Source organism: Streptococcus macedonicus ACA-DC 198, from assembly GCA_000283635.1.
GTDB classification, from domain to species: Bacteria; Bacillota; Bacilli; order Lactobacillales; family Streptococcaceae; genus Streptococcus; species Streptococcus macedonicus.
The window spans coordinates 1,709,876-1,735,990 of sequence record HE613569.1 but is presented as its reverse complement, the minus strand read 5'-3'; the positions used below and the strand labels follow the sequence as shown (position 1 = coordinate 1,735,990).

Genomic DNA, 26,115 nt, shown 5'->3' with positions numbered 1-26,115 from the left:
GCTCAAAAAACAGCATCTCGCGTTCCAAAATTTCAGCCCATATCAATAATTTTAATAAGCTAAGAGGGATGAGATAAATCGTTAACCGCTTATAATTAATATTAAAACATCCCTAACGCTATTATACTCTGTTTATACAAAAAATGAAAGCGTTTGAAGTATTTTTTTGAATATTTTTTACTATAATAGAAAAAGCGAGGGAAAAAGTAATGAGAAAAGATATGGTAGCTGTTTTAAAAGATTTGTATCGTCATAAATACACATACATTTTACGAGCAACGATTTTACAACTCCTAATCACGATAGTTGGGGCTTATGTCTTGTCACTGTTAATTAGGCTTGTTTTGGTTGGTTCTGATATTCCAGGAATGACAATCGACAATATCTTTTCATTTTTGACCAATCCGTTAACATTAAGTGTTTTGGTGATTTATCTTTTTTTGCTAGCTTTTTTAGTTTACCTAGAATTTTCGCTTCTCGTTGAAATTATTCGGCATAAGGAAGCAAAACTACGGTTAACTTGGACGCGGTTAAAAGAAGATAAAATTTACTTTTTTAAAGCCATTTCAGGTTGGCATTTCTTAGCCTTTTTGGTTTATCTTGTTTTGACAATTCCGTTTTTGAATGTGATGTTTTCATCAGCTTTGTTAGAAAATCTCTATATTCCGAAATTTATCTCAGGTGAGCTTTTGAAAACGACGAATGGAAAACTACTCTATTATGTGCTTTACCTTGTTTTAGGCTACCTAAATCTTCGATTTTTATACACCTTGCCCTTGACGGTGACTGGAAAAGGTGAACGTTTTGGGCGTAATATGGCAACATCTTGGCAACTAACACGTGGTAAGAAAATTTTAAAATTATTTGGGCTTGCTATTGTTCTGATTAGTGTTATAGCTGTTGTTGCTGCGTTTAGTTTTCTTGGCATCAGTTTAGCGGCTTTGGTTGATGGCGCAGATAAATCGTTTTGGGTTGAAACTTTATTCTTATCCTTTGTTTGGGGAGTATTGTTTGCAGGGCGACTGCTGTTCAAATTAGCATCGATTTCCTACTTATTACAAGTGACAGAAAATAGCAGTACCACTTTAGCACCTGATAATCAAGGAAAAAGACGTCATCGTTTGTTAGCTTTGACTGGACTTATTTTGGTCATTGGTGGTATTAATTATATATACAATGTTTTGAAAGTGTCTGGCGAACCTGTGGAGCACTTAGAAGTGATTGCACATAGGGGAATGGTTTCGCAAGGGGTTGAAAATTCTCTGGAAGCTTTGGAAGGTGCGGCAAATGCTGGCGCTGACTATGCTGAAATGGATATTATTTTATCAAAAGACCAGCAATTTATCGTTAGCCATGATAATAATCTCAAACGCTTAACAGGTAAGGATATCATGATTTCGCAATCTAACGCCAAAGACGTTGTTGGTTTGAAAACAAGTCAAAATGGTCATCAATCACAAATTGTTTCTTTTAAGGATTACGTCGCTAAGGCAAAGCAACTCGGTATTAAATTGTTAGTCGAGTTAAAACCAACAGGCAATGAGCCTGCAAATTATGAACAATTGTTTGTTGATAAAATGAAAGAGCTGGGTGTTGAGAAATCTTATATGATCATGTCTGCGGACCTAAAGACAATTGAAACGGTTGAAAAACTTGACCCAACAATCAAGACAGGTTATACCATTTCTTTGCAAATTGGAAATTTTACCAGTCAGAAAGTGGATTTTTATGCGATTGAGGACTTCTCATATAATGAGCTCTTAGCACGTACAGCACATAAAAATGGTAAGAAAATTTACGTTTGGACGATTAATTCAACTGATGATATTGAAAAGTACGTCAAAACCAGTACAGATGGGATTATTACCGATTATCCAGACCTAGTGAGTGATATTGAGGAGTATTTAGCAAATGATAATAGCTATCTTGACTATTTTTTGCGTCTAACTAACCTTTCTTGGATTGAAAATTTGTAAGGGAAAGTTTATAATATCTAAAACGAGGTGAAATCTATGAAAACATTTGATAAATCTTCAAAGCTGGAACACGTTGCTTACGATATCCGTGGTCCCATTCTTGACGAAGCCAATCGTATGATTGCCAACGGTGAAAAAATCTTGCGTCTTAATACTGGTAACCCAGCTGAATTCGGCTTTACAGCACCAGACGAAGTCATTCGAGACTTGATTGCTAATGCCCGCAATAGTGAAGCTTATTCAGATAGTAAAGGGATTTTTTCTGCGCGTAAGGCAATTATGCAATATTGTCAGCTAAAAGGGTTCCCACATATAGATATTGATGATATTTATCTAGGAAATGGTGTATCTGAATTGATTTCAATGTCTCTTCAGGCGCTTCTTGATGATGGCGATGAAGTCTTGGTGCCAATGCCTGATTATCCATTGTGGACAGCTTGTGTTAGCTTGGCGGGCGGTAATGCTGTTCATTATTTTTGTGATGAAAAAGCTAACTGGTATCCTGATATTGATGATATCAAATCAAAAATCACTTCTAACACAAAAGCGATTGTTGTGATTAACCCTAATAACCCAACAGGCGCTTTATACCCTGATGAGCTTCTTAAAGAAATTGTTGAAATTGCTCGTCAAAATGATTTGATTATCTTTGCTGATGAAATCTATGATCGCTTGGTAATGGACGGTAAAAAACATACAGCAATTGCTAGCTTAGCACCAGATGTTTTCTGTGTGTCAATGAATGGTTTATCAAAATCTCACCGAATCTGCGGTTTCCGTGTTGGTTGGATGGTCTTATCAGGTCCTAAAAATAATGTTAAAGGCTACATTGAAGGACTTAATATGTTGGCAAACATGCGTCTTTGCGCCAATGTTTTAGGTCAACATGTTGTTCAAACATCACTTGGTGGCTACCAATCAGTTGATGAATTGTTAATTCCTGGTGGTCGAATCTATGAACAACGTAACTTTATCTATAAAGCTATCAATGAAGTTCCAGGGCTTTCAGCTGTGAAACCAGACGCAGGACTTTACATTTTCCCTAAAATCGACCGTGAAATGTATCGGATTGATGATGACGAACAATTCTGTTTGGAATTATTGAAACAAGAAAAAGTCATGTTGGTTCCGGGTAAAGGATTCAACTGGAATGAGCCAGACCACTTCCGTATCGTTTATCTACCACGCGTGGAAGAATTGGCAAAAGTTCAAGAAAAATTAACACGAGTATTAAATCAATATCGACGCTAAAGAAAAAGCTATTAAAATGTTGGAAATTTACAGTTTGATTAAAAAATCAAGCGCAAAATCCGAACATTTTGATGCTTTTTTTGGTTAAAATTTGCTTAAAAAGAATGCGTTTACAAAAATGTCATAAAATAAAGTAATTTTCAGATAATTGTTTGCAAAATAAGGATTCCTTTGATATAATTGTAACGCAAATAACGCAAATAACGCAAATAACGCAAATAACGCAAATAACGCAAATAACGCAAATAACGCAAATAACGCAAATAACGCAAATAACGCAAATAACGCAAATAACGCAAATAACGCAAATAATGCAAATAATGCAAATAATGCAAATAACGCAAATAACGCAAAGGAAGTAGAAAATGTCGAATTTATTAGAAAAAACACGAAAGATTACATCAATTTTGCAACGCTCTGTTGACAGCTTAGACACTGAATTGCCATATAATACAATGGCTGATCAATTAGCTGATATCATTGATTGTAACGTTTGCATCATCAACGGAGGAGGTAACCTTCTTGGTTATGCAATGAAGTATAAAACAAATACTGACCGCGTAGAGGAATTCTTTGATGCCAAACAATTTCCGGAAAGCTACGTTAAAGCGGCTAGTCGTGTTTACGACACAGAGGCAAACTTGTCTGTGGATAATGAATTGACTATTTTCCCAGTAGAATCAAAAGACATCTATCCTGATGGCTTGACAACTATTGCACCAATTTATGGTGGAGGTATGCGTCTAGGTTCTCTTATCATTTGGCGTAATGATAAAGAGTTTTTAGAAGATGATTTGATTCTTGTTGAAATTGCCTCAACAGTAGTTGGTATCCAATTACTTAATCTTCAAACTGAAAATCTTGAAGAAACCATTCGTAAACAAACAGCTGTTAATATGGCTATTAACACGCTATCTTACTCAGAAATGAAAGCTGTATCAGCTATTTTGGGTGAATTAGACGGTACAGAAGGTCGCTTAACTGCATCAGTTATTGCTGACCGCATTGGTATCACACGTTCAGTTATTGTTAATGCCCTACGTAAATTGGAATCTGCGGGGATTATCGAAAGTCGTTCATTGGGTATGAAAGGAACTTACCTTAAAGTCATCAATGAAGGTATCTTCGATAAATTAAAGGCATATGATTAATGAAAAAAGAAAGGCATATGATTAATGAAAAAAGCTCTTATTTCAATTGACTATACCTATGATTTTGTAGCAGATGATGGTAAGTTAACGGCTGGAAAGTCAGCACAAGCTATTGAAGAAGCTATTACGCGTGTCACCAAAGAAGCCTATGAAGCGGGGAATTATATCTTCTTTGCTATTGACGGTCATGATGAGGGGGATGATTTTCATCCAGAGACAAAATTGTTCCCACCTCATAATATCAAGGGAACAAGTGGTCGTGATTTATATGGTCAGTTAGCTGATTTATATACAGAAATCAAGGAAGATAGCAAAGTCTTTTGGTTGGATAAACGTCATTATTCAGCCTTTTCAGGGACGGATTTGGATATTCGATTGCGTGAACGTCGTGTGACAACTGTTGTATTGACAGGCGTTTTGACGGATATTTGTGTCCTTCATACAGCTATCGATGCTTACAATTTAGGATATGATGTTGAAATTCCTGCGGAAGCAGTCGCGAGCTTAACAGAGGAAAATCATCAGTTTGCACTAAATCATTTAAAAAATGTCTTAGGTGCAAGGATTGTTTAAAAGTTTGGGCTCTTTGTCAACTGTAGTGGGTAGATGAAAAGCTAACACCTAGAGAGGACGAACTTCGCTCTCTCTTTCTTTATGTTCAAAGCAATCAAAATCCGTTTTTTAAAGTTTTCAAAGTTCCTGAAACCAAAGGCATTTCTCTTAATGACTTTGATGAGATTATTGGTAGCTTCCAGTTTGGCGTTGGAATAAGGCAATTCCATGGCGTTTAAAACCTTGTCCTTATCCTTTAAAAATGTCTTAAATACCGTCTGGAAAATAGGATTAACAGTGGCTATTTCCTGTTCGATGAGGTCAAAGAAATGATCTGAGTTTTTCTCTTGGAAATGATATAAGAGAAGCTGATAGAGTTCATAGTGCTGTCGTAGTTCATCTGAGTAGGATAGGAGTTTTTCTAGGATTTCCTTGTTAGTCAAATGCATTCGAAACATAGGACGATAAAATCGTTTATCGCTGAGTTTACGGCTATCTTGTTGTATCAATTTCCAGTAACGTTTCAAGGCTCGGTATTCCTGGGATTTTCTGTCGAATTGATTCATAATTTGAATACGGACACGGTTCATAGCACGACTAAGGTGTTGCACGATATGAAAGCGATCGAGTACAATTTTTGCATTCGGAAAAAGCTGTTTAGCAAGTTGATAATAGGGACTAAACATATCCATGGTAATCACTTTGACCCGATTTCTAACCTTTCTAGGATAGCGTAGAAAGTGGTTTCGGATGGTTGCTTGGGTTCTTCCGTCGAGAATGGCGATGACATTTAGGGAGTCGAAATCTTGAGCGATGAAGCTCATTTTCCCCTTCTTGAAGGCATACTCGTCCCAGCTCATCACCTCGGGTAGGGTATTCCAATCCGTTTCAAACTTGAACTCATTGAGCTTTCTCATAACTGACGATGTTGAGATAGATAGCCTGTGTGCAATCTGTTGCATTGCTTGATTTTCGATGAGTAATTGAGCGATCTTCTGGTTAACAGCGACAGAGATTTGGTGGTTTTTCTTGACAAGAGGAGTTTCAGCTACCGCCATTTTTCCGCAATCTTTACACTTGAAACGACGCTTTCGAAGACGGATAAGCAAAGGGTAGCCAGCAGTTTCTAGGTAGGGGATTTTAGAAGTTTTCTGGTAGTCGTACTTAGCCATTTGTCCCTTGCATTTTGGGCATTTAGGGGCTGTGTAGTCCAAGTGACCGTGGAGTTCTAAGTGAGTCCCCATATTATATTCATCAGTGATAGTGATATTTTTGTCTTTAATTCTGAGAAAATTTGTGATAAGATTTAGTTGTTCCATATGAACCCTTTCTAATATGAGTTTAGTCGCTTTTCATTATAGGTCATATGGGACTTTTTTTCTACACTAAAAAAGGCTCCATAATCTCTACAGTGGATTTACCCACTACAGAAATTATAGAGCCAAAGTTTGGAAGAAGTGGTAGACCACTTCTTTTTTTCATGTTAAAGAGGCTTAAAATATGGTATAATTTTAAGGACTGTATTGTAATTTAGGTTACGATTTAATTTAATCAAGGAGAGATAGAGATGAAAATTTCTGAAGAAGAAGTTCGTCATGTGGCTGATTTGTCAAAATTGTCCTTTTCTGAAGAAGAAACAGCAGAATTTGCGACAACTTTGTCTAAAATTGTAGATATGGTAGAACTCTTGAATGAAGTTGATACAGAGGGCGTCCCTGTAACGACAACAATGGCAGATCGTAAGACTGTTATGCGTGAAGATGTGGCAGTAGCTGGTGATGACCGTGATGAGCTCTTTAAAAATGTGCCTGAATCTGAAAATTACTATATTAAAGTTCCTGCTATCTTAGAGGACGGAGGAGATGCCTAATGTCATTTAATACAAAATCAATTGATGAGTTGCATAATCTTCTTGTCAATAAAGAAATCTCAGCGGTTGAATTAACCAAAGCAACACTTGAAGATATTAAAGAACGTGAAGTAGTTGTTGATTCTTTCATCACTGTTTCTGAAGAAGCAGCTCTTGCACAAGCATCAGCCATTGATGAGAAAGGAATTGATGCTAATAATGTGATGTCAGGGATTCCTTTGGCTGTCAAAGATAATATTTCAACACGTGGTATTTTAACAACAGCAGCCTCTAAAATGCTTTACAACTATGAACCCATTTTTGATGCAACTGCGGTTGAAAAACTTTACGGTAAGGATATGATTGTTGTTGGTAAAACAAACATGGACGAATTTGCCATGGGTGGTTCAACTGAAACATCATACTTTAAGAAAACAAAAAATGCTTGGGATCATAGCAAAGTTCCTGGTGGATCATCTGGTGGTTCTGCGGCAGCTGTTGCCTCAGGTCAAGTTCGTTTGGCACTAGGTTCTGATACTGGTGGTTCAATCCGCCAACCGGCAGCCTTTAATGGTGTTGTTGGTTTGAAACCAACTTACGGACGTGTATCACGTTTTGGTTTGATTGCATTTGGTAGCTCACTTGACCAAATCGGTCCATTTTCTCAAACGGTTAAAGAAAATGCGCAATTGTTGAATGTGATTGCTGGTCATGATACTAAAGATGCAACATCTTCTGACCGCGAAGTGGCTGATTTCACAGCTAAAATTGGTCAAGATATTAAAGGCATGACAATTGCTTTGCCAAAAGAATATCTTGGTGAAGGTATCGACCCAGAAGTGAAAGAAACAATTCTTAAAGCGGCTAAACACTTTGAAAAACTTGGTGCAACGGTTGAGGAAGTTAGCCTTCCACACAGTAAATATGGCGTAGCGGTTTACTATATCATTGCCTCATCAGAAGCTTCTTCAAACTTGCAACGTTTTGACGGTATTCGTTACGGTTACCGCACTGAAAACTACAACAATCTTGAAGATATTTACGTTAATACACGTAGTGAAGGTTTCGGTGATGAAGTGAAACGTCGTATTATGCTTGGTACATTTAGCTTGTCATCAGGTTATTACGATGCTTACTTCAAAAAAGCTGGTCAAGTTCGTACATTGATTATTCGTGATTTTGAAAAAATCTTTGCGGATTATGATTTGATTTTAGGTCCAACTGCTCCAAGTGTTGCTTATGATTTGGATTCGCTTAATCATGACCCTATTGCTATGTATTTGGCAGATATTTTGACAATTCCTGTCAATTTGGCTGGGCTTCCAGGAATTTCAATTCCTGCTGGATTTGATCAAGGTCTCCCAGTTGGTATGCAATTGATTGGTCCAAAATACAGTGAAGAAACTATCTACCAAGCTGCAGCAGCCTTTGAAGCAAGCACTGATTACCATAAACAACAACCTATCATTTTCGGAGGTGAGAACTAATGAACTTTGAAACAGTCATTGGACTTGAAGTCCACGTTGAATTGAATACCAATTCCAAAATCTTCTCACCAACACCAGCCCACTTTAGTGAAGACCCAAATACCAACACCAACGTGGTTGACTGGTCATTCCCTGGTGTGCTTCCAGTCATGAACAAGGGTGTTATTGATGCTGGTATCAAGGCTGCGCTAGCTTTGAACATGGACATTCACCAGCACATGCACTTTGACCGTAAAAACTATTTCTACCCTGATAATCCAAAAGCCTACCAAATCTCACAATTTGATGAGCCAATCGGTTACAACGGCTGGATTGAAGTCGAATTAGAAGACGGTTCAACTAAGAAAATCCGCATTGAACGTGCCCACTTGGAAGAAGATGCTGGTAAAAATACCCACGGTACAGATGGTTATTCATACGTTGACCTTAACCGCCAAGGTGTGCCATTGATCGAAATCGTGTCTGAAGCTGACATGCGTTCACCAGAAGAAGCTTATGCTTACTTGACTGCCCTTAAAGAAATCATCCAATACACAGGTATTTCTGACGTTAAGATGGAAGAAGGGTCAATGCGTGTGGATGCCAACATTTCGCTTCGCCCTTACGGTCAAGAAGAATTTGGTGTGAAGACTGAGTTGAAAAACTTGAACTCATTTAGCAATGTGCGTAAAGGTCTTGAATTTGAACAAGAACGTCAAGCGAAAATCTTGCGCGCTGGTGGTCAAATCCGTCAAGAAACACGTCGTTACGATGAAGCTAACAAAGGCACAATTCTTATGCGTGTCAAAGAAGGTGCTGCTGACTACCGTTACTTCCCAGAACCAGACCTACCACTCTTTGAAGTGTCTGATGAATGGATTGACGAAATGCGTGCAACCCTTCCTGAGTTTCCAAAAGAACGCCGTGCTAAATACGTGTCACAATTTGGCTTGTCTGATTACGATGCTGCGCAATTGACAGCAACGAAAGCAACATCTGATTTCTTTGAAAGTGCAGTTGCGCTTGGTGGTGATGCTAAACAAGTTTCTAACTGGTTACAGGGTGAAGTTGCTCAATTCTTGAACAGTGAATCTAAGACTATCGAGCAAATTGGCTTGACACCAGAAAACTTGGTGGAAATGATTGGTTTGATTGCGGACGGCACTATTTCATCTAAAATTGCCAAGAAAGTTTTTGTTCATTTGGCTAAAAATGGTGGTTCTGCGCGTGAATACGTTGAAAAATCTGGTTTGGTTCAAATTTCTGACCCTGCTGTGCTTATTCCGATTATCCACCAAGTCTTTGAGGACAATGAAGCTGCTGTTGCTGACTTCAAGTCTGGTAAACGTAATGCCGATAAAGCCTTCACTGGATTCTTGATGAAAGCCACAAAAGGTAAAGCAAACCCACAAGTTGCCCTTAAATTGTTGGCACAAGAGTTGGCAAAATTAAAAGAAGACTAATAAATTAAAATCATCCTTCGGGGTGATTTTTTGTACCAGCATGACAGAATTTTTAGAAAGATTATTTTACAAAAGGTGTCAGAAGTGGTGTGTTTTCTTTAATTCAAATATGTTATACTGATGGCTGAATTTATTTTTGATGTGTTGAATGGAGTTAAGATGAATAAGAATTTAAAGGGAACAATTATGGTTCTTATGGCAGGTATTGCTTGGGGGATTTCTGGCATCTCAGGGCAATATCTTATGGCACATGGGATGAACATTAACTTGCTGACAAGCGTGAGATTGATTGTCTCAGGGCTTTTGTTGACTGCAATGGCGGTAATTTCGCAGCCACAGCATTTTTTTCGTGCGGTAAAACAGCCGAAAGTTCTTGGTGGTATCGCTGTGTTTGCTATTATTGGGCTTTTGATGAATCAATATGCGTATTTGATGGCAATTCACTACACGAATGCTGGTACGGCGACGGTTTTACAGTATGTGGCACCGATTATTATTTTGGCTTATATGTCGTTGAAAAATAAGCAGGTGCCGACATTGTCAGAATTCTTTGCGATTCTCTTTTCGATTTTAGGTACCTTTATCATTGCAACGCATGGTCATCTTGACGGTTTGGTAATGACTCCGAAAGGCTTTTTCTGGGGGCTATTTTCAGCAGTAACTTATTCTTTTTACATTGTTTTGCCTGCTAAATTAATTCGTGAATTTGGCAGTTTTACGGTGATTGGACTTGGCATGCTTATGGGGGGCGTTGTTTTTCCAATCGTGACACGCTCATGGCAGTATCCTCTAGTGTTAACAACAGGGAATTGGTTAGCTTTATTTGGGATTATCATTATCGGAACTGCCTTTGCTTACACTTTCTTCTTAAAAGGGACTACGATTATTGGGGCTGTGAAAGGGAGCTTGCTTGCAGCGATAGAACCAGTCTCATCAGTTTTTTTCTCGGTAACCATTATGCATGAAATTTTCTACCCAATGGATTTTGTGGGAATGATTTTCATTATTGTAGCCGTTTTAACGGTTTCTCTTCGTGACTTAATCGCTGTGCGTAAACAATTGCATTAGTCATAATATTAAAGGGTTATAGTTGAGCAGATTTGCTTGCTATAACTTTTTTTGTTTTGCCCCTTGACATTCTTGTAAAAGAAGCTCAAACTATAATTTGTTAGCTTTCTAACAATTAGCCAACTAACAAAAATGAGGAAACGTTATGGAAAAAAATATCGGACGTTTGGTCAAAAAGGCAAGTAATCAATTGGGACGAGAGTTTGACCAATTCGCAAAAACTTTTGATTTGACTGGTATGCAGATGTCTATCATTGATTTTTTAAGTCAAGGTGTAAAGGAAGAATATTTCCAACAAGACATTGAAAAAGAATTTAACATTCAGCGTTCAACAACGACGGTACTTTTGCAACGAATGGAGAAAAAGGCACTGATTTATCGTCAAATATCACAACAGGATGCCAGACAAAAATCCGTTCATTTAACGGAGAAAGCTCAAGGTTTAGTGGAAGAATGTCGCTCTTACTTCAGAAACCAAGAAAAAGAGTTGGAAAAAAACTTTTCAGAAGAGGATATTGCCATTTTTGAGAAAATTTTAGAGTATTATATGAAAGAAAAATAGGAGGACTCATGTCAGAAGAAAAAATTTCACCTAAAGTCATTAGAGCCATTGTTGGTGTGGGAATGTTATCATTTTGTGGTGTGGTTGTCGAAACAGCTATGAATATCACATTTCCAACCTTGATGACAGAATTTGGAATTAATACCTCAACGGTTCAATGGATGACAACGATTTATCTTTTGGTTGTTGCGTCAGTTGTGCCCTTGTCAGCTTACTTAAAACGTTCATTTAGGACAAAATCTGTCTTTTTAGTAGCCAACTTGTTGTTTATTTTGGGTGTTCTAATCGATGCTATTGCGCCAAGTTTTGCCATTCTTTTATTTGGTCGTGTGGTCCAAGGGATTGGTGTCGGAATTGCCCTTCCTTTGATGTTTAATATCATTTTGGACCAAGTGCCAATGAATAAAATCGGTGCAATGATGGGAGTGGGAACGTTGATTACAGCGGTCGCTCCAGCGGTTGGACCAACATTTGGTGGTTTGGTCGCTTCAAACTTAGGTTGGCGTTTTATTTTTGTTCTGTTGATTCCGTTGTTATTAGTTTCTTTAGTATTAGGTGTGACATCTATTGAACAAAAATATGAAGTGGCGCGTGAAAAATTGGATATTCTTAGCGTGATTGCGATTCTTTGTGCCTTTATTGGTCTGATTTTAGGAATTAATAACCTTGCTGATTCCGATTTCCTTAGCTTGCCTGTTTTAGGTAGCCTATTTGTTGGTATTGCAGGGCTTGTCGTGCTTGTGAAACGTTCAGCTCAATTGACTGTGCCGATCGTTGAGTTATCCGTTTTGAAAAATGGAAAATTTGCAGGACACGTTGTGGCATTTTTCCTTTTCCAAATTGTTAACTTGGGATTATCATTCTTGATTCCAAACTATGTTCAATTGGTTAATCATTCAACCTCAACGTTAGCAGGTCTTTTGGTTTTTCCAGGAGCGTTTATTGGTGCTTGCTTTGCTCCATTTAGTGGAAGCATCTTGGACCGTTTGGGAGCTAAAAAGCCAATTATCTTTGGGGTAAGCATGCTTGTCTTTGCTCTTTGTCTTTATAGTATTTTTGGCTTGCATTTATCAAATACTTGGTTGGCAATTTTCTACATCTTATCAATGGGTGGAACTGGAATTGCGTTTGGTAATGTCATGACAAGTGGTCAAAAACAAGTAGCACATAAGGAGCGTGCAGATGCTAACGCAATTTTTAATACACTACAACAATTTGCTGGCGCCGTTGGAACAACAATCGCTTCATTGATTGTAGCCCTAACCCAAACAAACAGCAGCCTTAGTTACTCTGCAGCAACGGCCCAAGGCTCACGCAATGCCTTTATCGTCTTGCTAATTCTAGCAGCTATCGAACTTGTCATCTTACTACGAGTTGTAGACGGAAAAGAAAAATAAATTATAGAGAGAGTGGCTTGCCACTCTTTTTTTTATTAAATTTCTTTATGTGGGAATGGTTTTCAATTCGCCATATTTTGGCAAATATGTTAAAATGAATAGTAAAATATATTTTTTGGAGAAGAATTTGAGTATAGACGATTATAGGCCGACCTTCGTGGTTGAAGCAGTTTATGATTTAAGAGCAGATGATTTATTACGACGTGGGATTCATGCCGTGTTAGTGGATTTAGATAATACCTTAATCGCATGGAATAATCCTGATGGAACGCCTGAAGTACGTGCATGGTTAGATGAGATGACTATGGCGGATATTTCAGTTGTTGTCGTATCAAATAACAAGCATTCTCGTGTGAATCGTGCGGTTTCACGATTTGGTGTGGACTTTGTTAGCCGTGCCATGAAACCTTTCACACGCGGTATCAATATGGCAATCAAACGTTATGGTTTTGATCGTGATGAGGTTATCATGGTTGGTGATCAGTTGATGACGGACATTCGTGCGGCACACCGTTCTGATATTCAGTCCGTTTTGGTCAGACCGTTAGTGACTTCTGATGCTTGGAATACAAAGATTAATCGTTGGCGCGAACGCCGTGTTTGGGCTAAACTTGAAGAAAAATACGGAAAAATTCAATATCAAAAAGGAATTTAATGGAAGAATTATTATGTATTGGCTGTGGAGCCAAAATTCAAATAGAAGATAAGGAAAAGGCAGGATATACCCCAAAAGCTGCTCTTGAAAAAGGTTTAGAAAGTGGCAAATTGTATTGCCAAAGATGTTTTAGATTACGTCATTACAATGAAATCACCGATGTGCACATTACTGATGATGAATTTTTGAAACTTCTACACGAAGTTGGTGATAGTGACGCCCTTGTGGTTAATGTTGTGGATATCTTTGATTTCAATGGTTCAGTTATCCCTGGCTTGCCACGTTTTGTTTCTGACAATGACGTCCTACTTGTCGGAAATAAAAAGGATATTTTGCCAAAATCAGTTAAGGATAGCAAAGTGACACAATGGCTAACAGAACGTGCGCACGAAGAAGGGATTCGTCCAGTTGATGTTGTTTTGACGAGCGCCCAAAATCACCAAGCTATCAAGGACTTGATTGAAAAGATTGAAAAATTACGTCGTGGGCGTGATGTTTACGTCGTGGGTGTTACAAACGTTGGTAAATCAACCCTTATCAATGCTATTATCAAAGAAATAACAGGGGAAAAAGATATTATTACGACATCTCGCTTCCCTGGAACAACCCTTGATAAAATCGAAATTCCATTGGACGACGGTAGTTATATTTTTGATACACCAGGGATTATTCACCGTCACCAAATGGCACATTATCTTGGGGATAAAAATTTGAAATATATCAGTCCTAAGAAAGAAATTAAACCGAAAACTTATCAGCTCAACCCTGAACAAACGCTGTTCTTGGCTGGTTTGGGACGTTTTGATTTTATCTCAGGAGACAAGCAAGGTTTTACAGCTTATTTTGACAATAATTTGAAATTGCACCGTACCAAGTTAGCTGGTGCTGATGCTTTCTATGACAAACATGTCGGCAGTCTTTTGACACCACCGACAGACAAGGAATTAGTTGATTTTCCAAAATTAGTCCGTCATGAATTTACCATTAAAGCTAAAATGGATGTGGTTTATTCTGGGTTGGGTTGGATTCGCATTAAAGCTTCGCAAGATAGCCCTGTTAAAATTGCTGCTTGGGCGCCAGAAGGTGTGGCAGTATTGCTTCGCAAGGCATTGATTTAAAAGAATAAAAAGAAAGGAAGTTCAGGTCAGTTTTGAGTGACTTGAACAGAGGCGGAAAATTTACTGAAAAGCCGACTGAACAAATTAAGATTTTTTGTTGAGTGTGTTTTCAGCGGATTTTCATGCCTGATATGATAATTATGTTAACATCAAAACAACGTGCTTTTTTGAAATCACAAGCACACTCAATGAAACCAATTGTGCAAATTGGGAAAAATGGTCTTAATGACCAAATTAAAACAAGTGTCCGAATTGCTTTGGATGCGCGCGAATTGATTAAGGTAACGCTTCTTCAAAATACTGATGAAGATATTCACGAAGTTGCTGAAATCTTAGAAGATCAAATTGGTTGCGATACTGTTTTGAAAATCGGACGTATCCTTATTCTTTATAAAGAATCGTCTAAAAAACAAAACCGTAAAATCTCACCAAAAGTAAAAGAATTGAATCGATAAAGTCAAGTTTACGAATTGATAATGTCGTTTAAAGAGTTAGTCGTTTAAGAAGTCGCCTGGCTTGGAGGTAGTCAATATGGCATTAGAATTGTTAACTCCATTCACCAAAGTTGAATTGGAGAAGAAAGAAAAAGATAAAAATCGTAAGCAGATTGGAATTTTAGGAGGTAATTTCAATCCTGTTCATAATGCACATCTCGTCGTTGCAGACCAAGTTCGCCAACAATTGTGTTTGGATAAGGTTTTTCTTATGCCCGAATACGAGCCACCACACGTTGATAAGAAAAATACAATCGATGAAAAACATCGCTTGAAAATGCTTGAATTAGCCATTGAAAGTGTTGATGGTTTGGGGATTGAAACCATTGAGTTGGAACGTAAAGGCATTAGCTATACTTACGATACAATGAAGCTTTTGATTGAAAAAAATCCTGATGTTGATTACTATTTCATCATTGGCGCAGACATGGTGGATTATTTGCCAAAATGGTATAAAATTGATGAATTGATTAAAATGGTGCAATTTGTCGGTGTTCAACGTCCTAAATACAAAGCTGGAACGTCTTATCCAGTGATTTGGGTTGATGTGCCGCTGATGGATATTTCATCTAGTATGATTCGTCGTCATTTTGAAATTGGTTGCCGTCCTAATTTCCTAATGCCACAGGCAGTTATTGACTACATTGAGAAAGAAGGACTTTATCATGACTTATGAGGCTTATACCGTGGGAATTGAACGTGCTGAGCTTTTAGGCAAAGTTGCATCAGTTATGAGTGAAAAACGTTTTAACCATGTCCTTGGCGTGGAAAAAACTGCTATTGAATTAGCAGAGCGTTATGGTTATGATACGGAAAAAGCTGGACTGGCTGGATTAATCCACGATTATGCCAAAGAGATTTCAGACCAAGAATTTTTAAATTTGATTGATAAGTATCAGCTTGACCCAGAACTAAAAAAATGGGGCAATAATGTTTGGCATGGCATAGTCGGTATTTATAAGATTCAAGAAGATTTGGGCGTGACGGACAAGGAAATCTTGCGCAGTATTGAGACTCATACAGTTGGTTCAAGTGATATGTCCTTGCTAGATAAGATTGTTTATGTGGCAGACTATATCGAGCCAAATCGCCGTTTTCCCTTGGTGGAAGAAGCGCGCGTGATTGCTAAAGAATCGTTAGATAAGGCGGTTGCCTACGAAACTGTTCATACCGTAGAACATCTAGCGCACCAAGCCTTTCCTATCTTCCCACAAACCATTGAGACTTATAATGCGTATGTTCATTATTTAAAAGACTAGATAGATTTATAGAATTGAAAGAGGATTTATATTGACTAAAGAAGAACTTTTAGCTGTTGTTGTCAAGGCAGCTGATGAAAAACGTGCAGAAGACATGGTTGTCTTAGACCTTTATGGATTGACTAGTGTGACAGATTATTTTGTAGTGGTTAGCGCTATGAACACACGTCAACTGGACGCTATTGCAGAAAATATTCGTGAAAAAGTTAAAAAAGCTGGTCGTGATGCCAGTCATGCTGAAGGTGATAGTCGTACAGGTTGGGTACTTCTTGACCTTAATGATGTTGTTGTCCATATCTTCTCAGAAGACGAACGTGAACACTACAACATTGAAAAACTTTGGCACGAAGCATCAATGGTTGACGTATCAGAATACCTTGCTTAATTTTGCAACATTATTCTTATAATCTGGGGCACTTGTCTCAGATTATTTCATTCTAAGAATGATAGAATTTTGATAGGACAAAACAATGAACAAAAACTACGAAAAATTTGCATCGGTTTATGATGCTATCATGGATGACTCCCTTTATGATAAATGGACTGACTTTTCGCTCCGCCATTTTCCAAAAAATAAGAAAAAACTCTTGGAATTAGCCTGTGGAACTGGGATTCAGTCAGTACGTTTTGCCAAAGCTGGCTTTGACGTGACAGGGCTTGATTTGAGTGAGGATATGCTTGAAATCGCAAGAAAACGTGCAAAAGCAGCTGGCGAAGCTATAGAGTTCAAACAAGGTAATATGCTCGATTTGTCGCAAGCAGGAAATTACGATTTGGTGACCTGTTATTCAGATTCTATCTGTTATATGGCTGATGAAGTTGAGGTTGGCGATGTCTTTAAACAAGTTTATGACTGTTTGAATGAGGACGGAGTATTCATCTTTGACGTGCACTCGACTTACCAAACTGATACCGTTTTTCCTGGTTATTCTTACCATGAAAATGCAGAAGAATTTGCCATGGTTTGGGACACCTATGCTGATGAGGCACCACATTCTGTTGTGCATGAATTGACTTTCTTCCTGCAGGACGAGGATGGACGCTTCACACGTTATGACGAAGTTCATGAAGAACGCACTTATGAAGTTCTAACTTACGATATCCTCTTGGAACAAGCAGGCTTCAAATCATTCAAACTATACGCCGACTTTGAGGACAAAAAGCCACGCAAAAAATCAAACCGCTGGTTCTTTGTGTGCCAGAAGTAGGGGGAGTTTGTCAATTTATTAGTTAAGCTGATAATTCTTATTACATAAAAGAGATCTGTATGTCATATCAGAAAAGATCTATTTTAGAAATGTCCCATGAAGAAGCAAGAAATTTTTTATTAAAATCAGAAAGCTATTTTACATTAAATCTCCCTTCTTATTTCAACATTGATTCTATTCTTAATCAAGCAATTGATAAGATGGAAGATAAAATTCTTTCCAATAAGAATAACTCTGATACTGAAATAAATATTGTGAAGAATCAAGTAAAGTATTCAGATTATCCAAATATTAATTTTTGCATGCAACTAAATAAGACTTCTAACTCATATCGCCCAATTACTTTAATCCATCCTTACTTATACGTAGATTTGGTAAATGCCATTACAAAATCTGATAGTTGGAGAAATTTAGTAACAAGATTTAATGAGCTAAGGAGCAAAGTAAAAAATCAGATTGAATGTTTTAGTATTCCGTTTGAAGTTGAGAGTCAATTAGCTACAGATTATAAAAAAGAGTTGGCACTTCATTTTTGGAAAAAGATAGAACAAGAAAGTATTAGGTTTAGTGTAGAATATTCCTACATGTTAAAATTAGATATTAGTAATTTTTATGGAAGTATCTATACTCACAGTCTGCATTGGGCTATTATAGGAGAAGAAAATGCAAAAGAAGAACATAATAGTTTTGGAAGTGGTATAGATAAAAGATTTCAGTGGATGAATTATCGAGAGACGGTTGGTATTCCACAGGGAAATGTAGTTTCAGATTTTTTTGCCGAACTATTGCTTGCCTATCTTGCCTATATTGATGTTAAATTAGTTAATGAGCTCGAAATCTCAAAAATCAGCGGATATCATATTTTAAGATACAGGGATGATTATCGAATTTTTACGAATAGTATAGATGAATTGCATAAAATCAAAAAGATACTATCTGTAATTTTACAGCGATATAAACTATCGTTAGGTGACTCAAAGACAAAATTATCTGATAATGTTGTCAAGGATTCGATAAAAGAAGATAAGTTATACTGGTTGAAACATGATCCTGTTGTGAAATTAAGTGGTGATAAATTTTATAAGAAACCAGAAGAATTCTTTTCAGATTTTTTAAGTTACGTAGGGTTCACAAAAAAGAAAAATCTTTCTAAGAAAAGATTTAAAAATTATTTTGATAATCGAATATATAGTGCAACTGTACAAAAAGCACCTGTTCATTGTCAAAGATTTTGCTGATAGATATCCAAATAGTGGGCAACTTGTGAAGGTACTTAATGAGTTTAAAAATCGTATAAATTCTTTTGAAGAAGATTTTATACATAATGGGACTGATATTGATACTTTAATTTCTATCTTAGTAGATATTATTTTAAAAAATCCTAAAATAACTAGTATTGGAATTCAATTATTATCTATCTTATTATCGAAATTCAATATCCAAGATAGCACAAATATTTACAAGAAATTTGAAACAATAAAGAAAATACGCAAGAAGTTAGAGAAATTTGGTGAAAATGAATATTTAGACATATGGTTAAATAGACTCATTGTTCAAATAATCTATAAAAGCAAGGATAATAATCTATTTGAAGATTATTTGTCATCAAATAATAATAAGCTTGTTAATATCGCAAATGATATTGTTACTACTAAAGAGATTTCAGAGGGTATTTTTGAAGAAGAGTGGCTGTTAGATGATTTTAAAATTGACTGTGAGGATTTTATCGATATCAGTGAGATTGAGAATTTGCCAGATAAAATTAGCTATAACAAAATGACTTTAATTGATTATTCAGAAATGTAAACTCATAGTTACTGTGTGATAAAAGTTGATTGAATTAGAATTAAAAGGAGCACTCCATGACTGTTACTGGTATTATTGCTGAATTTAATCCTTTTCATAATGGGCATAAGTATTTGTTGTCGCAGGCTGAGGGGATCAAGATTGTTGCCATGTCGGGAAATTTTGTCCAACGTGGCGAGCCTGCGATTGTGGATAAGTGGACACGCGCGGAAATGGCGCTGCGAAATGGCGCTGATTTGGTGGTTGAATTGCCATTTTTGGTGGCTGTTCAGTCAGCGGATTACTTTGCACAAGGTGCGGTGGACATTTTAGAGCGTTTAGGTGTGGATAAGTTGGTATTTGGCACTGAAGAAAATCTGGATTATCAACACTTTTCACAGATTTATGGGGATAATCAACAGAAAATGGTGGATTACTTGCAAAGTTTGCCAGATAATTTGTCTTATCCACAGAAAACGCAGAAAATGTGGGAGACTTTTGCTGGTGTGAACTTTACTGGAAATACCCCAAATCATATTTTAGGGCTTTCTTATGCCAAAGCTTGCGCTGGAAAAGCTATTCAGCTGACTCCAATCATGCGTCAAGGAGCAGGTTATCACTCGCTTGAGACAGAAACACCTTTTGCGTCCGCGACAAATTTGCGTGTCCACAGAAAAGACAAAGCTTTTGTGGATAAATTCATGCCAAATGCGGATCTTTTCCTCAACGCCTCTCAGGTGACTTGGGATGATTATCTCCCTTTGCTTAAATATCAAATCCTAACAAATGCTGATTTGACGGGGATTTTCCAAGTTAATGAAGAACTAGCTAGCCGTATTCGCTCTGCTGTTAGGAGCGTAGCGACTGTGGACGAGTTAGTGGATAAAGTTGCCACGAAACGCTACACAAAGGCGCGTGTGCGCCGTATTTTGGCTTATATTTTGGTGGGAGCTGTGGAAAAGCCCTTGCCAGAAGCTGTTCATGTGCTGGGATTTACGCCAAAAGGGCAGGAACACCTCAAAACGGTGAAAAAATCTGTGGATATCGTGGCTCGAATCGGTGCAAAACCGTGGGATGTGGGAACGCAACAAGCCGATCAAGTTTATGCGCTAGGAAATCCACACATTCAAGAGCAAAACTGGGGAAAAGTTCCAGTGATAATAAAGAAGTGAGCGGTTACAAGTAAAAAACTTTATTTTTTCTCTTGACTCTAACGTAACGTTATAGCCTATACTTATCATCGAGAGGAGCTAGTACATGAAAACAGTAAAAGAGATGAGTCAGATATCAGGCATTAGCGTGCGAACGTTGCATTATTATGACCAGATTGGTCTTTTAACTCCCTCCTTTATTGGGGAAAATGGCTATCGATTTTATGATATGGACGCATTTGAACGCTTGCAAGAAATTCTTCTGTTTCGTGAGCTAGAATTTCCTCTTAAAAAAATAAAGGAAATCCTGTCGGACCCAAGCTATGACAAAGAAGAAGCTTTATGCGAGCAGATAAAATGGCTCGAATTGAAAAAAGAGCATTTGGAAAAAGTTATTTTTCATGCCAAGTCCTTGCAGGAAAATGGAGGAAACATGATGACATTTACGGCTTACGACAAGTCAGAGTTGGAAGCTTTTCAAAGAGAAGCTAAAGAACGTTGGGGAACGACGGAAGCTTATCAAGCATTTGAAAAAAATCCACAGACTGATTTTTCGGTCATTACGGAAGAAATGGCAGCGATAATGAGAGACTTTGCAAAGCTAAAAGAGCATTCTCTTTCTGATAGCAAGGTTCAAAAACAAGTTGAAACTTTACAAAGCTATATTAGTGAGCATTTTTACCAATGTGATGTGGAGATTTTGTCAGGTCTGGGGCAAATGTATATTACGGATAATCGTTTCACAGCTTTTATCGATAAAGCGGCAGGTCAAGGGACAGCTAGTTTTGTCAGTTCAGTTATTGCAGAATATGTTAAAAATAACGGATAATTTATAAGTAGCCCAAGCTTTTAAAAAGTTTGGCTTTTCATTTTCAAACCAAACGTCAGCAGTTTTTGTGAGCTCATGTTAAAATGAAGGTTATTAAAGCTAACGGAGGAAAAAACATGACGACATTAGCGATTACTGGTGTTACGGGGCATTCGGGTGGTTTTGTCGCTAAGGAATTATCAGAAGCAGGTGTTGCGGCACGTCACTTGGCGCGTTCGCCAGAACGTGCTCCCAAACTGGCAGGGGCAACTGTGAAAAAATGCAGTTATGAGTATTCTGATGAAGTTATCGCGGCTCTTTCAGGAATTGATGTACTTTTTATGATTTCAGCCAAGGAGAATCCTGAACGTTTGCGACAACACAGGGCTTTTATTGATGCTGTTAAAGTGGCTGGTGTTAAGCATATTGTTTACACTTCGTTTTACAATGCTAGTCCAAGTTCAACATTTACTTTGGCGCGTGACCATGCGGTAACGGAGCAATACATTAAGGAAAAAGGATTGGCATACACTTTTTTTGCGTAATAATTTTTATATTGATTTTTTTGTTGATATGGCACGCCAATACGGTGAAATCAAAGGTCCATCAGGTAATGGAAAAGTTTCTGCTGTTGTGCGTTCGGATGTTACCGATGTAGCGGTAGAAATTCTTAAAAATCCTGAAAAGTGGGCAAATCAAACCTTAAATATGACAGGACCAGAAGAATTGACATTATCGGAAATGGCAGAGCAAATCAGTCATTCTCTTGGAAAAACGGTGACGTACGTTGAAGAAACTGTTGAGGAAGCTTATGACTCTCGCAAAATTTGGCAAGCCGAGCAATAGGAATACGATTCTTGGGTGTCAAATTATACTGCAATCGCTAAAGGGGAACAAGTAGGCTTATCAGATGATATTGAGTGTGTGCTAGGAAAGGCACCAACGTCATTGGCAGAGTATTTACGAGATTTGAGCTGATTTTTAATCATTTATGTACTGTAAAAGGGCTTCTTTTTCTAAAAAATGGTCGTTTAGTCGATTGTAAGGGATTTAAACACCGTCCCCCATTTTACACAGCCCCGTCAAAGTGCTATAATATTAAAGATTACGAATTTAGCTTTGCTAGTTCAGTAGTTCAATGATTTGGGGCTTTAGGGTGTCCAAATCAATTAATCATGCTAAAATAAAAATAATCTTTACAAAGGAGACTACCCATGGGACGTAAGTGGGCCAATATTGTTGCCAAAAAAACTGCCAAAGATGGTGCTAACTCTAAAGTTTATGCGAAATTTGGTGTTGAAATCTATGTTGCTGCTAAAAAAGGTGAACCAGATCCAGAATCAAACTCAGCTTTGAAATTTGTACTTGAACGTGCAAAACAAGCGCAAGTACCAAAACACATTATCGACCGCGCAATCGATAAAGCAAAAGGTAGTACAGACGAAACTTTCGTTGAAGGTCGTTACGAAGGATTTGGACCAAATGGTTCAATGATTATCGTTGATACTTTGACAAGTAATGTTAATCGTACTGCCGCTAACTTGCGTACTGCATTTGGTAAAAACGGTGGTAACATGGGAGCATCTGGTTCTGTATCCTACATGTTCGATAAAAAGGGTGTTATTGTCTTTGATGGTGATGACGCAGATAGTGTTTTTGAACAATTGCTAGAAGCTGATGTTGATGTTGAAGACGTTGAAGCAGAAGATGGTGTTGTTACTGTTTACACAGCGCCAACTGATCTTCACAAAGGTATCGAAGCTTTGCGTGCTAACGGTATTGAAGAATTCAAAGTAACTGAACTTGAAATGATTCCTCAATCAGAAGTGACACTTGAAGGTGAAGATCTTGAAGTCTTTGAAAAACTTGTTGACGTTCTTGAAGATGACGAAGACGTTCAAAAAGTTTACCATAACGTATCAGATTTCTAATATCAGACATCATTGATAAAATGATAGGATATTCAGTTCAAAAGGCTGAATATCCTTTTTATTTTTGGTGATAAGCTAAGGCTAACTTGGTGATAAAAAAAATCTATTGGCAATTGGTGCGAATCTAGGATAGAATAATCTTATCACAGTAAGATAACTTTTAAACTAATGAAAGTGAGGACATCAAATGAAACAAGTCATTGTTGGGATTACAGGAAATATCAAAGAAATGCCAGCTATGTCAGGATTGCATTTTGATGCGGTTTCTCGTTATTTATCAGATGGTATTAAGGTAGCTGGAGGAGCTCCAATCATCATTCCTGTGGGAACACCAGAGCTTGCTAAAACCTATATTAGTATGATTGATAAATTAGTTTTATCAGGTGGACAAAATGTTACGCCAGAATTTTACGGTGAAGAAAAAGAAGTTGATAGTGACGATTACAGCTTAGAACGTGATGAATTTGAATTTGCTTTGGTGAAAGAAGCCATTCGTCAAAATAAACCGATTTTTGCAGTTTGCCGTGGTATGCAACTACTTAATGTTGCTTTGGGTGGCACTCTCAATCAAAAGGTTGATAATCATTGGCAAGATGATATTTCAGGAACATCTCATGAAGTGGAAATTTTGCCGAATAGTCGTGTCAGCCATTTGGTAAAATCAGGTTCATGGATTAATTCATTTCATCATCAAAGTATCAAAGATTTGGCACCTAATTTGATTGCGACAGCGCGTGATGTTCGTGACGGGACAATCGAAGCCTATGAAAGCAAACACGGTGAGCCGATTTTGGGAATTCAATGGCACCCAGAACTTCTTTTAGAAAAAAGTGAAAGTCGTTTGTTGTTCAATTATTTGGTAAAAACACTATAAGATAGATAAAGCTGATGTCAGTCAGTTTTTTTGATATCTAGATATTTAGGGAGAATGAAAATGAAAAAAGTTTTATTGGGATTGGCAGTTTTATTGAGTGCTAGCTTGAGTGTCCGTGTGGAAGCGGCTGATAAAAAAACAGTTGTCGCAACGGCTGGTGACATCAAGCCTTTTTCTTATCAGAATAAGAAAGGGCAGTTAACAGGCTATGACATTCAGGTGATAAAAGCGGCTAGCAAATATATCAACGATTATAAGATTAGTTTTAAAAAGACGGCTTGGGATTCGATATTTGTTGGTTTGGATAGCGATATTTACCAAGTGGCGGCTAATAATCTATCCTACACGGAAGAACGTGCCAATAAATACCTCTATTCGGTGCCGATTGCTAAAAATCCGTTGGTTCTAGTCGTGAAAAAGGGCTCTAAAATCACTTCTTTGAATGATATTGGCGGTAAGACGACTCAAGATGATACAGGCACATCAACTGCTAAATTTGTTGATGATTGGAATAGTCAGCATAGTGATAACCCGTCAACGATTGACTATTCTGGAGAAGATGTTACCAAACGTTTGTTGGATTTGGATGATGGGGAATTTGATTATTTGATTTTTGATAAAATCTCAGTTGAAACGATTATTAAACAAAAGAATCTGGATTTGACGGTTATTGAGCTGAATACAGATGATAATCCGAATAACTACATTATCTTTTCAAGTGATAGCAAGCAGTTACAAACAGATTTTAATAAAGCCGTGAAGAAATTGTATAACAATGGTACTTTGGAAAAATTGAGCCAAAAATATTTAGGTGGTAGCTATTTACCAGAAGCATCAGCATTAGAGGTGAGCAAATGACAGCAGAACTTTATAAAAAATTAGCCAAAATTCGTCGTGATATTCATCAACATCCAGAAGTGTCTGAACGTGAATTTAATACGACAGAGTTCCTGAAAAATCATATTTCAAATCTTGGAATTCGTATTGTTGAAACACATTTAAAGACGGGATTTATTGCTGAAATCGGACAAGGTGAGCCAATTATTGCGCTACGAGCTGATATTGATGCTCTGCCGATTCGAGAAGCCAATACGTTTGATTATGCGAGTAAAAACGGTGCAATGCATGCGTGTGGACACGATTTTCACCAAACGAGCTTACTGGGAGCAGCCGAATTATTAAAGGCAAAAGAAGCCGACATCAAGGGAACCATTCGATTGATTTTCCAGCCAGCTGAAGAAGTGGCGACTGGTGCTGATGCGGTGATTGAAGCAGGTGGTATCGAAGGAGTGTCTGCAATTATCGGCTATCATAATAACCCTCATCTTAAACCAGGGCAAATTGGCTTGCGCTCTAAAGCGATTATGGCTGCGGTTGAAAAATTTAAGGTTACGGTAACTGGTGTTAGCGGTCATGCTGCGCGTCCAGATTTTGGCATTGATACGATTTTGACTATTACGACCATTGTAAATAATTTGCAGGCGATTATCAGCCGAACGGTTTCGCCATTTGATGCGGCGGTGCTATCGGTGACACATATTGATGCTGGAACGACATGGAATGTTTTGCCGGACTCAGGTTATTTTGAAGGAACGATTCGATCATTTACGCCAGAAAATCGTCAGCATTTGCGCGAGCGATTTACCAAAATTGTGAAAAATACAGCCGAGCAATTTGGCGCACAAGTCACTATCGAGTGGGGAAAAACACCAACAGTGACTTATAACGACGAGACGTTGACACCGCTTATTTTTGAGTATTCAAAACAGTTTGCGGAAGTTTTAGAAGTTGCTCCATTAACAGGAGGAGAAGACTTTGCGACCTATCAAGAACATATTCCAGGCGTTTTTGCCTTGATTGGCAGCAACGGTGATGACAATGCAGCAGATTTGCACCATGATACCTTTACCGTAAAAGATGAAGCCCTACCAACAGCTGTTAATTATTATGTACAAAATGCTCAGTATCTACTAGACTATTACCGTTCTAAAAATGATTAGCCGTGTGTGATAAGTTTTGTTTATCACTGTGATAGATTTTAAGTATTTGTTAAGTGAGCTTTGTGATGTTAAGATATAAGTATACCTTTGAAAGGGA

The 26,115-nt window shown here is 37.6% G+C and carries 27 protein-coding genes and 1 pseudogene; 26 read left to right on the top strand and 2 right to left on the bottom strand.

Annotated features, from left to right (window positions below; all coding sequences use genetic code 11):
• The first annotated feature begins 209 nt into the window (after positions 1–209).
• Together SMA_RS08705 and SMA_RS08700 are read left to right on the top strand one after the other, a co-directional pair.
• The gene (locus SMA_RS08705) at positions 210–1,976 is read left to right on the top strand and encodes a glycerophosphodiester phosphodiesterase (RefSeq protein ID WP_014295206.1); all 1,767 of its coding nucleotides are present in this window, start codon (positions 210–212) and stop codon (positions 1,974–1,976) included.
• A 36-nt stretch (positions 1,977–2,012) separates the two neighbouring features.
• A complete protein-coding gene (locus SMA_RS08700) occupies positions 2,013–3,227 on the top strand; it encodes a pyridoxal phosphate-dependent aminotransferase (protein WP_014295205.1) in 1,215 nt (404 codons plus the stop codon).
• A 140-nt stretch (positions 3,228–3,367) separates the two neighbouring features.
• Here the strand turns inward: SMA_RS08700 and SMA_RS08695 are convergent, their stop codons facing one another.
• Positions 3,368–3,580, bottom strand: coding sequence for a hypothetical protein (locus SMA_RS08695; RefSeq protein WP_014295204.1), 213 nt, complete (start codon positions 3,578–3,580; stop codon positions 3,368–3,370).
• Between the two features lie 12 nt (positions 3,581–3,592).
• Here SMA_RS08695 and codY point away from each other — a divergent pair, with 12 nt between their 5' ends.
• Together codY and SMA_RS08685 are read left to right on the top strand one after the other, a co-directional pair.
• Complete coding sequence (gene codY / locus SMA_RS08690) at positions 3,593–4,378, top strand: GTP-sensing pleiotropic transcriptional regulator CodY (protein WP_014295203.1); 786 nt, start codon at positions 3,593–3,595, stop codon at positions 4,376–4,378.
• Positions 4,379–4,402: 24 nt separating this feature from the next.
• On the top strand, positions 4,403–4,951 hold the full coding sequence (locus SMA_RS08685) for a cysteine hydrolase family protein (protein ID WP_014295202.1): 549 nt from the start codon (positions 4,403–4,405) through the stop codon (positions 4,949–4,951).
• A 41-nt stretch (positions 4,952–4,992) separates the two neighbouring features.
• Here SMA_RS08685 and SMA_RS08680 read toward each other — a convergent pair whose 3' ends face one another.
• Positions 4,993–6,249, bottom strand: coding sequence for an ISL3 family transposase (locus SMA_RS08680; protein ID WP_014294295.1), 1,257 nt, complete (start codon positions 6,247–6,249; stop codon positions 4,993–4,995).
• 248 nt (positions 6,250–6,497) lie between these two features.
• Here SMA_RS08680 and gatC point away from each other — a divergent pair, with 248 nt between their 5' ends.
• The 22 genes and pseudogenes from gatC to SMA_RS08570 all read left to right on the top strand — a co-directional run bounded on the left by gatC (position 6,498) and on the right by SMA_RS08570 (position 26,018).
• Positions 6,498–6,800 (top strand): Asp-tRNA(Asn)/Glu-tRNA(Gln) amidotransferase subunit GatC, encoded by a 303-nt coding sequence (gene gatC / locus SMA_RS08675; RefSeq protein WP_014295201.1) that lies wholly within the window; start codon positions 6,498–6,500, stop codon positions 6,798–6,800.
• On the top strand, positions 6,800–8,266 hold the full coding sequence (gene gatA / locus SMA_RS08670; protein WP_014295200.1) for an Asp-tRNA(Asn)/Glu-tRNA(Gln) amidotransferase subunit GatA: 1,467 nt from the start codon (positions 6,800–6,802) through the stop codon (positions 8,264–8,266). Before gatC ends, gatA begins: the two co-directional genes overlap by 1 nt.
• A complete protein-coding gene (gene gatB / locus SMA_RS08665) occupies positions 8,266–9,708 on the top strand; it encodes an Asp-tRNA(Asn)/Glu-tRNA(Gln) amidotransferase subunit GatB (protein WP_014295199.1) in 1,443 nt (480 codons plus the stop codon). The genes gatA and gatB overlap by 1 nt, the downstream gene beginning before the upstream one ends.
• A 159-nt stretch (positions 9,709–9,867) precedes the next feature.
• On the top strand, positions 9,868–10,776 hold the full coding sequence (locus tag SMA_RS08660) for a DMT family transporter (protein WP_014295198.1): 909 nt from the start codon (positions 9,868–9,870) through the stop codon (positions 10,774–10,776).
• Positions 10,777–10,921: 145 nt separating this feature from the next.
• Positions 10,922–11,338 (top strand): MarR family winged helix-turn-helix transcriptional regulator, encoded by a 417-nt coding sequence (locus SMA_RS08655; protein ID WP_014295197.1) that lies wholly within the window; start codon positions 10,922–10,924, stop codon positions 11,336–11,338.
• A gap of 8 nt (positions 11,339–11,346) precedes the next feature.
• A complete protein-coding gene (locus SMA_RS08650; protein ID WP_014295196.1) occupies positions 11,347–12,735 on the top strand; it encodes a DHA2 family efflux MFS transporter permease subunit in 1,389 nt (462 codons plus the stop codon).
• Between the two features lie 127 nt (positions 12,736–12,862).
• Positions 12,863–13,390, top strand: coding sequence for a YqeG family HAD IIIA-type phosphatase (locus SMA_RS08645; protein WP_039671178.1), 528 nt, complete (start codon positions 12,863–12,865; stop codon positions 13,388–13,390).
• A complete protein-coding gene (gene yqeH, locus SMA_RS08640) occupies positions 13,390–14,508 on the top strand; it encodes a ribosome biogenesis GTPase YqeH (protein WP_014295194.1) in 1,119 nt (372 codons plus the stop codon). The genes SMA_RS08645 and yqeH overlap by 1 nt, the downstream gene beginning before the upstream one ends.
• A 140-nt stretch (positions 14,509–14,648) precedes the next feature.
• Positions 14,649–14,963, top strand: a complete 315-nt coding sequence (yhbY, locus tag SMA_RS08635; protein ID WP_093529519.1) for a ribosome assembly RNA-binding protein YhbY — start codon at positions 14,649–14,651, stop codon at positions 14,961–14,963.
• Positions 14,964–15,039: 76 nt separating this feature from the next.
• Positions 15,040–15,678: a nicotinate-nucleotide adenylyltransferase gene (locus SMA_RS08630; protein WP_014295192.1), complete on the top strand. Its 639-nt coding sequence runs from the start codon at positions 15,040–15,042 to the stop codon at positions 15,676–15,678.
• A complete protein-coding gene (yqeK, locus tag SMA_RS08625; RefSeq protein WP_014295191.1) occupies positions 15,668–16,261 on the top strand; it encodes a bis(5'-nucleosyl)-tetraphosphatase (symmetrical) YqeK in 594 nt (197 codons plus the stop codon). The genes SMA_RS08630 and yqeK overlap by 11 nt, the downstream gene beginning before the upstream one ends.
• Positions 16,262–16,292: 31 nt before the next feature.
• Positions 16,293–16,646, top strand: a complete 354-nt coding sequence (gene rsfS, locus SMA_RS08620) for a ribosome silencing factor (RefSeq protein WP_014295190.1) — start codon at positions 16,293–16,295, stop codon at positions 16,644–16,646.
• Between the two features lie 85 nt (positions 16,647–16,731).
• A complete protein-coding gene (locus tag SMA_RS08615) occupies positions 16,732–17,469 on the top strand; it encodes a class I SAM-dependent DNA methyltransferase (protein ID WP_014295189.1) in 738 nt (245 codons plus the stop codon).
• Positions 17,470–17,528: 59 nt separating this feature from the next.
• Positions 17,529–18,707, top strand: a complete 1,179-nt coding sequence (locus SMA_RS08610; protein ID WP_048816352.1) for an RNA-directed DNA polymerase — start codon at positions 17,529–17,531, stop codon at positions 18,705–18,707.
• 25 nt (positions 18,708–18,732) lie between these two features.
• Positions 18,733–19,275 (top strand): hypothetical protein, encoded by a 543-nt coding sequence (locus SMA_RS08605; RefSeq protein WP_142348592.1) that lies wholly within the window; start codon positions 18,733–18,735, stop codon positions 19,273–19,275.
• A gap of 56 nt (positions 19,276–19,331) precedes the next feature.
• Complete coding sequence (locus SMA_RS08600; protein ID WP_014295188.1) at positions 19,332–20,426, top strand: nucleotidyltransferase; 1,095 nt, start codon at positions 19,332–19,334, stop codon at positions 20,424–20,426.
• Between the two features lie 85 nt (positions 20,427–20,511).
• The gene (locus SMA_RS08595; protein ID WP_014295187.1) at positions 20,512–21,234 is read left to right on the top strand and encodes a MerR family transcriptional regulator; all 723 of its coding nucleotides are present in this window, start codon (positions 20,512–20,514) and stop codon (positions 21,232–21,234) included.
• A gap of 116 nt (positions 21,235–21,350) precedes the next feature.
• Positions 21,351–22,191 (top strand): annotated as a pseudogene (locus tag SMA_RS08590) (SDR family oxidoreductase).
• A 236-nt stretch (positions 22,192–22,427) separates the two neighbouring features.
• Positions 22,428–23,144, top strand: coding sequence for a YebC/PmpR family DNA-binding transcriptional regulator (locus SMA_RS08585; RefSeq protein ID WP_014295186.1), 717 nt, complete (start codon positions 22,428–22,430; stop codon positions 23,142–23,144).
• Between the two features lie 187 nt (positions 23,145–23,331).
• Complete coding sequence (locus SMA_RS08580; protein ID WP_014295185.1) at positions 23,332–24,018, top strand: gamma-glutamyl-gamma-aminobutyrate hydrolase family protein; 687 nt, start codon at positions 23,332–23,334, stop codon at positions 24,016–24,018.
• Positions 24,019–24,078: 60 nt separating this feature from the next.
• Positions 24,079–24,876, top strand: a complete 798-nt coding sequence (locus tag SMA_RS08575) for an amino acid ABC transporter substrate-binding protein (protein WP_014295184.1) — start codon at positions 24,079–24,081, stop codon at positions 24,874–24,876.
• The gene (locus SMA_RS08570; RefSeq protein WP_014295183.1) at positions 24,873–26,018 is read left to right on the top strand and encodes an amidohydrolase; all 1,146 of its coding nucleotides are present in this window, start codon (positions 24,873–24,875) and stop codon (positions 26,016–26,018) included. The genes SMA_RS08575 and SMA_RS08570 overlap by 4 nt, the downstream gene beginning before the upstream one ends.
• Positions 26,019–26,115 lie beyond the last annotated feature (97 nt).

Coding starts and splice junctions, on each gene's coding strand:
- SMA_RS08685 (WP_014295202.1), top strand. CDS start 4,403: ATGAAAAAAGCTCTTATTTCAATTGACTATACCTATGATTTTGTAGCA.
- SMA_RS08600 (WP_014295188.1), top strand. CDS start 19,332: ATGACTGTTACTGGTATTATTGCTGAATTTAATCCTTTTCATAATGGG.
- SMA_RS08655 (WP_014295197.1), top strand. CDS start 10,922: ATGGAAAAAAATATCGGACGTTTGGTCAAAAAGGCAAGTAATCAATTG.
- SMA_RS08595 (WP_014295187.1), top strand. CDS start 20,512: ATGAAAACAGTAAAAGAGATGAGTCAGATATCAGGCATTAGCGTGCGA.
- codY (WP_014295203.1), top strand. CDS start 3,593: ATGTCGAATTTATTAGAAAAAACACGAAAGATTACATCAATTTTGCAA.
- SMA_RS08660 (WP_014295198.1), top strand. CDS start 9,868: ATGAATAAGAATTTAAAGGGAACAATTATGGTTCTTATGGCAGGTATT.
- SMA_RS08575 (WP_014295184.1), top strand. CDS start 24,079: ATGAAAAAAGTTTTATTGGGATTGGCAGTTTTATTGAGTGCTAGCTTG.
- SMA_RS08700 (WP_014295205.1), top strand. CDS start 2,013: ATGAAAACATTTGATAAATCTTCAAAGCTGGAACACGTTGCTTACGAT.
- SMA_RS08570 (WP_014295183.1), top strand. CDS start 24,873: ATGACAGCAGAACTTTATAAAAAATTAGCCAAAATTCGTCGTGATATT.
- yhbY (WP_093529519.1), top strand. CDS start 14,649: ATGTTAACATCAAAACAACGTGCTTTTTTGAAATCACAAGCACACTCA.
- SMA_RS08680 (WP_014294295.1), bottom strand. CDS start 6,249: ATGGAACAACTAAATCTTATCACAAATTTTCTCAGAATTAAAGACAAA.
- SMA_RS08650 (WP_014295196.1), top strand. CDS start 11,347: ATGTCAGAAGAAAAAATTTCACCTAAAGTCATTAGAGCCATTGTTGGT.
- SMA_RS08615 (WP_014295189.1), top strand. CDS start 16,732: ATGAACAAAAACTACGAAAAATTTGCATCGGTTTATGATGCTATCATG.
- SMA_RS08610 (WP_048816352.1), top strand. CDS start 17,529: ATGTCATATCAGAAAAGATCTATTTTAGAAATGTCCCATGAAGAAGCA.
- SMA_RS08705 (WP_014295206.1), top strand. CDS start 210: ATGAGAAAAGATATGGTAGCTGTTTTAAAAGATTTGTATCGTCATAAA.
- gatA (WP_014295200.1), top strand. CDS start 6,800: ATGTCATTTAATACAAAATCAATTGATGAGTTGCATAATCTTCTTGTC.
- gatC (WP_014295201.1), top strand. CDS start 6,498: ATGAAAATTTCTGAAGAAGAAGTTCGTCATGTGGCTGATTTGTCAAAA.
- SMA_RS08580 (WP_014295185.1), top strand. CDS start 23,332: ATGAAACAAGTCATTGTTGGGATTACAGGAAATATCAAAGAAATGCCA.
- SMA_RS08630 (WP_014295192.1), top strand. CDS start 15,040: ATGGCATTAGAATTGTTAACTCCATTCACCAAAGTTGAATTGGAGAAG.
- SMA_RS08585 (WP_014295186.1), top strand. CDS start 22,428: ATGGGACGTAAGTGGGCCAATATTGTTGCCAAAAAAACTGCCAAAGAT.
- yqeK (WP_014295191.1), top strand. CDS start 15,668: ATGACTTATGAGGCTTATACCGTGGGAATTGAACGTGCTGAGCTTTTA.
- yqeH (WP_014295194.1), top strand. CDS start 13,390: ATGGAAGAATTATTATGTATTGGCTGTGGAGCCAAAATTCAAATAGAA.
- gatB (WP_014295199.1), top strand. CDS start 8,266: ATGAACTTTGAAACAGTCATTGGACTTGAAGTCCACGTTGAATTGAAT.